This window comes from Segatella copri, from assembly GCF_009494395.1.
In the GTDB taxonomy this organism is placed as follows: domain Bacteria; phylum Bacteroidota; class Bacteroidia; order Bacteroidales; family Bacteroidaceae; genus Prevotella.
The window spans coordinates 42772-50199 of record NZ_VZCB01000043.1 but is presented as its reverse complement, the minus strand read 5'-3'; the positions used below and the strand labels follow the sequence as shown (position 1 = coordinate 50199).

At 39.2% G+C, this 7428-nt stretch carries 9 protein-coding genes; 1 reads left to right on the top strand and 8 read right to left on the bottom strand.

Going from position 1 to position 7428, the window contains the following annotated elements:
* Positions 1-206 precede the first annotated feature (206 nt).
* The 8 genes from F7D73_RS04640 to F7D73_RS04605 all read right to left on the bottom strand — a co-directional run bounded on the left by F7D73_RS04640 (position 207) and on the right by F7D73_RS04605 (position 4795).
* Positions 207-548, bottom strand: a complete 342-nt coding sequence (locus tag F7D73_RS04640) for a hypothetical protein (RefSeq protein WP_153122545.1) — start codon at positions 546-548, stop codon at positions 207-209.
* On the bottom strand, positions 514-1230 hold the full coding sequence (locus F7D73_RS04635; protein ID WP_153122543.1) for a hypothetical protein: 717 nt from the start codon (positions 1228-1230) through the stop codon (positions 514-516). The genes F7D73_RS04640 and F7D73_RS04635 overlap by 35 nt, the downstream gene beginning before the upstream one ends.
* The gene (locus F7D73_RS04630) at positions 1217-1528 is read right to left on the bottom strand and encodes a hypothetical protein (protein WP_153122541.1); all 312 of its coding nucleotides are present in this window, start codon (positions 1526-1528) and stop codon (positions 1217-1219) included. The genes F7D73_RS04635 and F7D73_RS04630 overlap by 14 nt, the downstream gene beginning before the upstream one ends.
* Positions 1529-1857: 329 nt before the next feature.
* Positions 1858-2220, bottom strand: coding sequence for a hypothetical protein (locus F7D73_RS04625; protein WP_153122539.1), 363 nt, complete (start codon positions 2218-2220; stop codon positions 1858-1860).
* An 18-nt stretch (positions 2221-2238) separates the two neighbouring features.
* Complete coding sequence (locus F7D73_RS04620) at positions 2239-3018, bottom strand: leucine-rich repeat domain-containing protein (protein WP_194256849.1); 780 nt, start codon at positions 3016-3018, stop codon at positions 2239-2241.
* 7 nt (positions 3019-3025) lie between these two features.
* Complete coding sequence (locus F7D73_RS04615) at positions 3026-3625, bottom strand: hypothetical protein (protein ID WP_153122535.1); 600 nt, start codon at positions 3623-3625, stop codon at positions 3026-3028.
* A 15-nt stretch (positions 3626-3640) separates the two neighbouring features.
* Positions 3641-4327, bottom strand: coding sequence for a hypothetical protein (locus F7D73_RS04610; protein WP_153122533.1), 687 nt, complete (start codon positions 4325-4327; stop codon positions 3641-3643).
* Positions 4328-4339: 12 nt separating this feature from the next.
* Positions 4340-4795 (bottom strand): hypothetical protein, encoded by a 456-nt coding sequence (locus F7D73_RS04605; protein WP_153122531.1) that lies wholly within the window; start codon positions 4793-4795, stop codon positions 4340-4342.
* Between the two features lie 414 nt (positions 4796-5209).
* Between F7D73_RS04605 and F7D73_RS04585 the strand changes: the two genes are divergently transcribed.
* Positions 5210-7426 carry a site-specific integrase gene (locus tag F7D73_RS04585; protein WP_437182085.1) on the top strand — a complete coding sequence of 739 codons (2217 nt, stop codon included), beginning with the start codon at positions 5210-5212 and terminating at the stop codon, positions 7424-7426.
* Positions 7427-7428 lie beyond the last annotated feature (2 nt).

The window sequence follows — 7428 nt, the reverse complement described above, 5'->3', positions numbered from 1 at the left end:
GCAAAGGTACGAACAAAAGAGAAGACTACAATGGTATAAACGCGGAGCCGCTTACTGAAGATTGGTGAAGAGTGGTGAAGAGTGGTGAAGAGTCAGCGTAACTCTTCACAACCACAAATGTCTCATATTCAACAATTTACACTACATCCGTGAAGAGTGAAGAGTAGAATTAAGAGTAGAATTTTTTCTTTCCTTTCAGAACATCTTTAGAATGGCAAGGGATTATTATCATCAACAATATCACACCAAATATACACTTCTTTGTCAGCCAACTTATAGCTAATAATTTTCCCGTCAAGAACTTTCATCACAACATGTTCTCTAACCAATTCGTCATCAACTGTGATGTAGCAACAATAAACATGAGCGGAATATCCTTTTTTCTCATCTTTTATCTGCACAGTAGGCAGAAAGTAACTCTTTTCAAAATCAGCTTTCAAAGCTACACCGTTTGAGGCTATATAAAAATCCAAATCTGAATTTTGCAAAATAAGATGCCGCTTTTCTGTCCATTTAGAAATCACTAGTGTCTTTTTTATAATCTTCAAACGACATTTCCTTGACGAGGTTTCCATCCAAATCATAAACAGATACCACAGAATACCTACCAAACCTAGTATCAGAATAATGACGATAAGACTGGCAGATTGGTAGTCCATCTTCAGATGTGAAACCTACACAGCCGAGATTAGAGGGTAACAATATTGCCTTTCCCGCATCCTTATCTACTATAAAAGTATAAATTGTATTCATCTTGTCTGTTGTTCCATTTACAACTACCACATCAGGATTTAGAGGGACAAGCATGGCTTCACTTGCCACAAAAACAGAATCTAGCCCTATCGTTACACCATGTTTTTTATCTGGATTATACCATAACAAATCTGCCATAGGATGCGCCGTAACTATTTCTTGAATATCATTCTGCTTCTTATAATATTTCCAAATGCTAACTACGTCACCGCCATAAATGCCATCTCCCCCATCAACGCTTCTCAACAAGATTGCATCAACATCCTCATCTGTTACAACAGTATTATTTGGCAGATGAAAATGTTTGATGATTTGTGCTATCATCGCTTGCGAATACTTTTCATCTTCATCATTTTCATATTTCAAAAAGGCATGATCTTGAGCAGGAGCAACTTGTTTTGCCCCCTTTTCTCCACAACTGATAGAAAGAAAGCACAGCTGTAGCAGTACAACTATCCAATATTTACACTCTTTCATTTTCTAACTTACGAGAGTTTAAATGACACAAAAGAACTTCCTTTATATCATCGGCAACATTATTAGCCAACCTTTCAAAGACCTTTGGTCCAGAACCATTAGGCAAGCTATCTATTTCATTGACTTCTATAAGATTATAATGAGGAATTTCGGGATGGCTATAGTCATAGCGATATCCTCCAAATGTCAGAAACTCTGCATTCGGAATACCAATATCCTTCATACGATTGATTACATTAGTGCCAGCCCCACCGACACCGATGCACAATATCTTCATTTTTTCAGAATCCTTTTCCATATAGTAGCATCTATTAGTATCGATTGCAAAATTAAACAAAAATTTGATAAGTTGTATCAGCAAGCCTTGTTTTTTTCATTCACAAGGCTTGCAAATAAATATAGCGTCCTATTCTATAGATTTCGATTTAAATTGAATATGCATCATTTCATGATAACTTTCATGCTCTTATTGCCAATCTTCACTATAAAAATAGAATTTTTACGAATAGGAGTGATAAGCGATGCAACCCCATTTTTAGAACCCACTAATCAAGTGGGCTCTTTTATGATAATATCCCAAGATATGCTATGCTGTGTTTTCAAGACACAGCATAGCAGCTTTATTTATCAATGAGGAAATTGATTCTGATCCAACTCACAATCAACATAATTACCTTCATGTGAAATCTCAGAAACCTTTAATCCAAAAATCTCCATGGAACTACTTATTGTACGATAATGACTATCCAAATAACAGCCATATATGGCCACAGAATCTATCCAACCATCTGAATTTGGATAAAAATCGAAATTATTCACTAATCGCCCATTCTGTTCTTGATGAATTCTTATCATTCCTTCACAAGAAGCAGCCATCGTGGTTTCAACACCCGCATAAATAGGCGCATTTCTCATAGTCTCGCAAAGTTGCATCAAAACTCTCTTGCAAGACTCGTTCATACTCTTTCTTGAACCAAATATTCCAAACATAATCTTACAGTTATAAAATTACACTTCAACAAACTTATCAATAGAGAAAGGTAACAACTTCTCGAACTTTGTACGGCTACCTTTTGGTATTCTTATTTCCTTAAGATTATCACACTTGTCAAACACGCCAGACCCCATCTCCATAACCGTATCAGGAACATAGACCCATTCTAACGAGTCGCAGTTCTTAAAAGCATAACTGCCTATTTTTTTGATAGAGTCGGGAAATACAACATTAAGTACATTGTAGCAATTCTCAAAAGCCTCCGCCTCAATATATGCTAAAGATTTTGGCAAATCCAATCCTTGCTTTGCCTTAAGGAGTTTGCATCCATAAAAAGCAGAAGCTCCAATAAACTTTAATTTTTGCGACCAAACCACATCCTGTATATTCGCTTGCGAAAAAGCACTCTTACCAATAGTCACAATACTATTTGGCATATAGATATTTCTACGGCGTTGTACCCCTTTCTTATTAAAGGCATTGTCGCAAATTGCAACAGTTCCTTCCTTTATCTTATATTCAACAACAGAGCCTGTTACTGCAGTTTGAAGATTACAGACTACATCAGACACGCCACTAATCAATCTATTGCCCAATGAATAAACTATATCATCATCATTGGTAATCTCCTTATTAAAATCTCGAAATGAGACTTGGCACAACACAGCCAATTCTTGCTCTGTCATCTCCTTTGACTTTTCTCCAAGGCCATTCATAAAGTCTCGAAGTTGTTCTATGGACTGAATCTTATAAATCAATCCATTGTACTCTAAATAACCATTCAAATCATTCATATTCATTTTATTTTGTTCTACGTATTTTCTCTTCACGCAACACACTCAATGTTTGGCGATAATTAGCCAATTTACTTCTCAAAACTGCACACACATTGTAATCATCTTCATCAGAAAGATAATCCTGAGCAGTTTCTATTCTATCTACACATCGTTCTATCTCCTCTTCTAATTCATCATTAGACAACAATCGTTCAGGATAAGCATTTCTAAACTCATCCACGGTTGCAATTTCTTCTCTCAACAAATCAGAAGGAATAGCCTCACTGCTTTTATCTTCATAAAAACAAATATGAAACCCTAAATCCAAACGTATCATTTCTATTGACACAATAGACTTTTCATCTTCCGACAAATGGTATATAATTTGTATACACTTAGAACGATCCTTAAAAACATATGGTTCCTTATCCCTTTGTTTATCTTGATTTACAATTTCAAAGGATACTACTCTATCAATACAAAAGTCAATTACAGTATTAGCCAAAGTTTTATCTCCATAGCCAATTGGTATATTCTGAAAAGAATAGTCTTTTTCAGACACTGCTGTCAAATTCCCATTTTCAAATCTTTTTTGAAAATGAGAGGTAAAAATAAAATTACTCATATCACACTAAATTACTTACAGTAAATCTACAATCTTTACTGGTCGGATAATTCTACCATAAAAACGTGTATCATCAACCAATTCATAAGTAGATTGGTTAAAGCGTAAATTATAAGCAGAACAATTTCCTTCCTCATGCAAGGTTGATGTCCAATACCTACCAAACTCCCCAATTCCCGCAACTCGATTTCCACTTGCAGAACCTGCTGCCGGTAAATAAATCGATTTTCCATTAGGTCCAGTCACTCTCCAACCATAAATACCATTCTGCGCCTCAACCTTCCAAGAACAATAAGACAAAAGTTCTTCCATATTCTTCTTTGATGGAATATGCCATTCTTTCCCTAAAGTCAATGTCGCTATATCATCTTTACCGTCCAGTTCAAATAGCCCATCAACAATTCCATATTTTGAATCTAAACAGTATTTTGAGAGAGTATTATAAGTTCCTTTACACAATGTATATGAGTCCCAGCCATACGATGTCTTACATTCAGTCTCACCCCATGCAAAATATTTTCCCAAAGGATAAACTGAAGATATGCCCAAATTCTCTGTAGCCCATAATACACCAGATGGAAGTCCTAGATCGACAACTTCTATTTTACCCATAGAATTTGAAACACTTGCCTTTTCTAAGTTTTTTTGAACAAGCGCAGATTTTCCAACACACCTTCCTAACAATTCTTTCAAGAAATCCATAACAATAGTTATTTAGTAAAATTCAATTAATCTATCAGGGTTCACGAAACGGAACGCTACTTTTGCGACCTTTTGGTCGATAGTAAAAACATTGCCGATAATAGGTTCATTCTCAACATATTTCTTTTTCTTTCGAGAATACCCCATCACCAGGCCTATCGCCGAAAGTCCTGCATCGTTAATGTTGGATTGCTCTGCATTGATGTAAAACACGAGTCGATCATTGTTTGTGATACAATTATCAAACTCAAACTTTGATAGAATTTTCTCAGGAATAGGATTATTCTGTAAATTAACAGTAATCAATCCTGCCTTCGTAAAGATACCACCATTATGCTGTTTGAAACGAATTTCAAAATGCACTTCACCTTGTGAGATGAGTTTACCGTCGACATACTCCTCATATCGATCAACAGGAAATGGAAACTCTCTGAACGTCAGAGTTTGAAAAATAGGCCATCTATCCATAGAGCTTAAGAATATTAGTGCTGTTGGCTACCTTTGCAGCAATAATTACACATGTTACATATATACAAAAAACGTGGAGCCAGTCCTGTCACTCGTTCCACTGTAGAAAGGCCTTCGCATTGCCCTGATTGTCGAAACGAGCAACGACAATACAACGTCAAATCTCATGCAACATTCAAAATGACAAGAAATTATGCGTAAATGCTAATATATACAGCATATAGCAGGCATTTGATAAAGTGTGTATTTTGTTATTTGTTTGTTACTTTACCATTTGATTTTATTATTTATCATAGTTAATGGTTCGTAATTGGTTCTTGTTTTGGGTAACAAATCCGATTATTTTTCGTATCTTTGCACCGTGAGTAACAAATCTCGCAAAATGACAATAAGTAGAATAAATAACAAAGTAACATGAGAAGTAACAATGAACCTGTGCGCATACGCTACAAGGATTTGGCGAATGGCACAAAGTCGATTTATCTCGACACTTACAAAAGTGGAAAGAGGTCGTATGAGTTCTTGAAGCTTTATCTGCTTCCAGAGGACGATGGCAAGGCTAAGGCTGTCAATGCCGAGACCTTGCAGAAGGCAGAAGCTATCAAGAACCAACGAGTGCAAGAAATTCTGTCTGGGAAGTTGGAAACAGTGAAGGCTTCCTTGGAGCATCCTGCTTCTACAACAACTTCAAGCAAGAAGACCGCACGTTTAAGTAAGAAGAAAAAAGTCGGCAGTGATAAAACTGGCAAAAGTGTCAAGGGAAAGGAAAGTGAGGTAAACGAAGTCGTTGGAGCCGTTTCTGGCAGAGAAGGACACCAATGGAAGTTTATTGACGATGACGGTGAGGACAGAGCCATAGATGGAACAATCAAAAAACATAGAGGCAGACCCAACAAGCGTGAAGCTGTCACTCTTCGTTTCAAGGACCTTGCCAACGGCAGCAAGTCGCTCTACTTCGACATATATTATAATGGTGAGCGCAAGTACGAGTTTCTGAAGCTCTATATCAACCCAGAGATTACCGAGGCTGACAAGCAGAATAATGCCTTGGTCATGGAAACCGCAGAGCGTCTGAAAGAACGCAAGATGCGAGAGGTTGTCAATGGAGAAACTTTCACGGATCCTTCTGACGAGCTGAACCAAGTGGAGAAAGTTGAGGAATACACCAGTTCTGTGATAGTCCGTAGTCGCAAGATGCGCAATGGAGACCGTTCCCTCTTTCTTGATATATATTATGGTAAGGGACAACGTGCCTATGAGTCAGTTGGTCTTTACCTTCGTAAGGATGACAGCGAGGAGAAACACAAGGAAATCTGGAAAGAAGCTGAGAAAAAGGCCAAGGAACGCATGAAAGCATTGAAGGACGGAACCTTTGAGAAGCGTGTCGGCAGAAGAGGCTACAAGCCGCATGGAGAAGATCCAGATGCCAACGTGGACAAATACAAGGAGTATCTTGCCACTAAGAAGGTGAAGACAGAGATTGCCGTTGCCGAGACTGAGCGCAAGAGAAATTCCAAGACCAAGGAGCCTGTGAGAATCCGCTTCAAGGAACTTGCCAACGGCAACAAGTCGGTCTATCTATCCATCAATGTCAACGGTCGCCGTACCTATGATTATCTGCGCCTTTATCTCATACCAGAGGTTGACGCAGCTGCCAGGGAGCAGAACAAGCAGACGATGCAAGCAGTCTATGCCATCAAGGCACAACGCATCATGAGCATCACTAACGGTATCGCAGGGCTCAAAGACAAGTCGAGAATCAAAATGCGACTTGTGGATTGGTTGGAGATATTCCGTGACGCACAAGTGGAGCGAGGAAGACAATCTGCCCGAAACTGGGTGAACAGCGTGCTGAATGCAGTGAGGGAACACTCGCCAAATGTGACACTCGCAGAGATGACCAAGGAATACTGCAATGGTTTCATGGTGTTCTTGTTGAACGACTATATCACCTACAAGCACACCCATCCGTCCAAATCCACGGTGATGAACTATCTCAAATGCCTCAAAGCAGCCTTCAACATGGCTATTGAGGAAGAGATAATGGACGACAATCCCGTATTGCGTCTTCGCATGGATGTTCTGAAAGGTGGCGGTACCAAGCGAGAGTATCTAACCGTTGACGAGGTAAAGAGACTGATTGACACCCCTTGCAAGCGTGAGGATATCAAGGCGGCGTTCCTGTTTTCATGCTTCTGCGGACTCCGTATCAGTGACGTGAAGAGTTTGAAGTGGAAAAACATCATCACCGAGGGTGACAAGACACGAGTTGAGATATTACAGTACAAGACCAAGCAGCCTCTCTATCTTCCTCTCAACAAGCAAGCCCTTCGTTGGATGCCTGAGCGTGGATCTGCGAGTGACGAGGACAAGGTGTTTCCAACACTGCCAAGCAAGAACTACGACTGCATCCCGGAATGGAGCCGTGCGGCAGGTATCAGCAAACATGTGACCTACCATGTCTCAAGACACACGTTCGCCACGATGGAGCTGACCATGGGCGCAGACCTATACACTACAAGCAAACTTCTCGGTCATACGGAGGTGCGTACGACACAAATTTACGCAAAAATCATCAATAAGAAAAAGGACGAGGCTGTTTCCCTATTGGACAGTGCGTTCGAAGAATAAAA

Excerpts from the sequence above, each read along its gene's own strand:
- F7D73_RS04635 (WP_153122543.1), bottom strand. The coding sequence starts at position 1,230 with ATGAAAGAGTGTAAATATTGGATAGTTGTACTGCTACAGCTGTGCTTT.
- F7D73_RS04630 (WP_153122541.1), bottom strand. The coding sequence starts at position 1,528 with ATGGAAAAGGATTCTGAAAAAATGAAGATATTGTGCATCGGTGTCGGT.
- F7D73_RS04625 (WP_153122539.1), bottom strand. The coding sequence starts at position 2,220 with ATGTTTGGAATATTTGGTTCAAGAAAGAGTATGAACGAGTCTTGCAAG.
- F7D73_RS04620 (WP_194256849.1), bottom strand. The coding sequence starts at position 3,018 with ATGAATGATTTGAATGGTTATTTAGAGTACAATGGATTGATTTATAAG.
- F7D73_RS04615 (WP_153122535.1), bottom strand. The coding sequence starts at position 3,625 with ATGAGTAATTTTATTTTTACCTCTCATTTTCAAAAAAGATTTGAAAAT.
- F7D73_RS04610 (WP_153122533.1), bottom strand. The coding sequence starts at position 4,327 with ATGGATTTCTTGAAAGAATTGTTAGGAAGGTGTGTTGGAAAATCTGCG.
- F7D73_RS04605 (WP_153122531.1), bottom strand. The coding sequence starts at position 4,795 with ATGGATAGATGGCCTATTTTTCAAACTCTGACGTTCAGAGAGTTTCCA.
- F7D73_RS04585 (WP_437182085.1), top strand. The coding sequence starts at position 5,210 with ATGAGAAGTAACAATGAACCTGTGCGCATACGCTACAAGGATTTGGCG.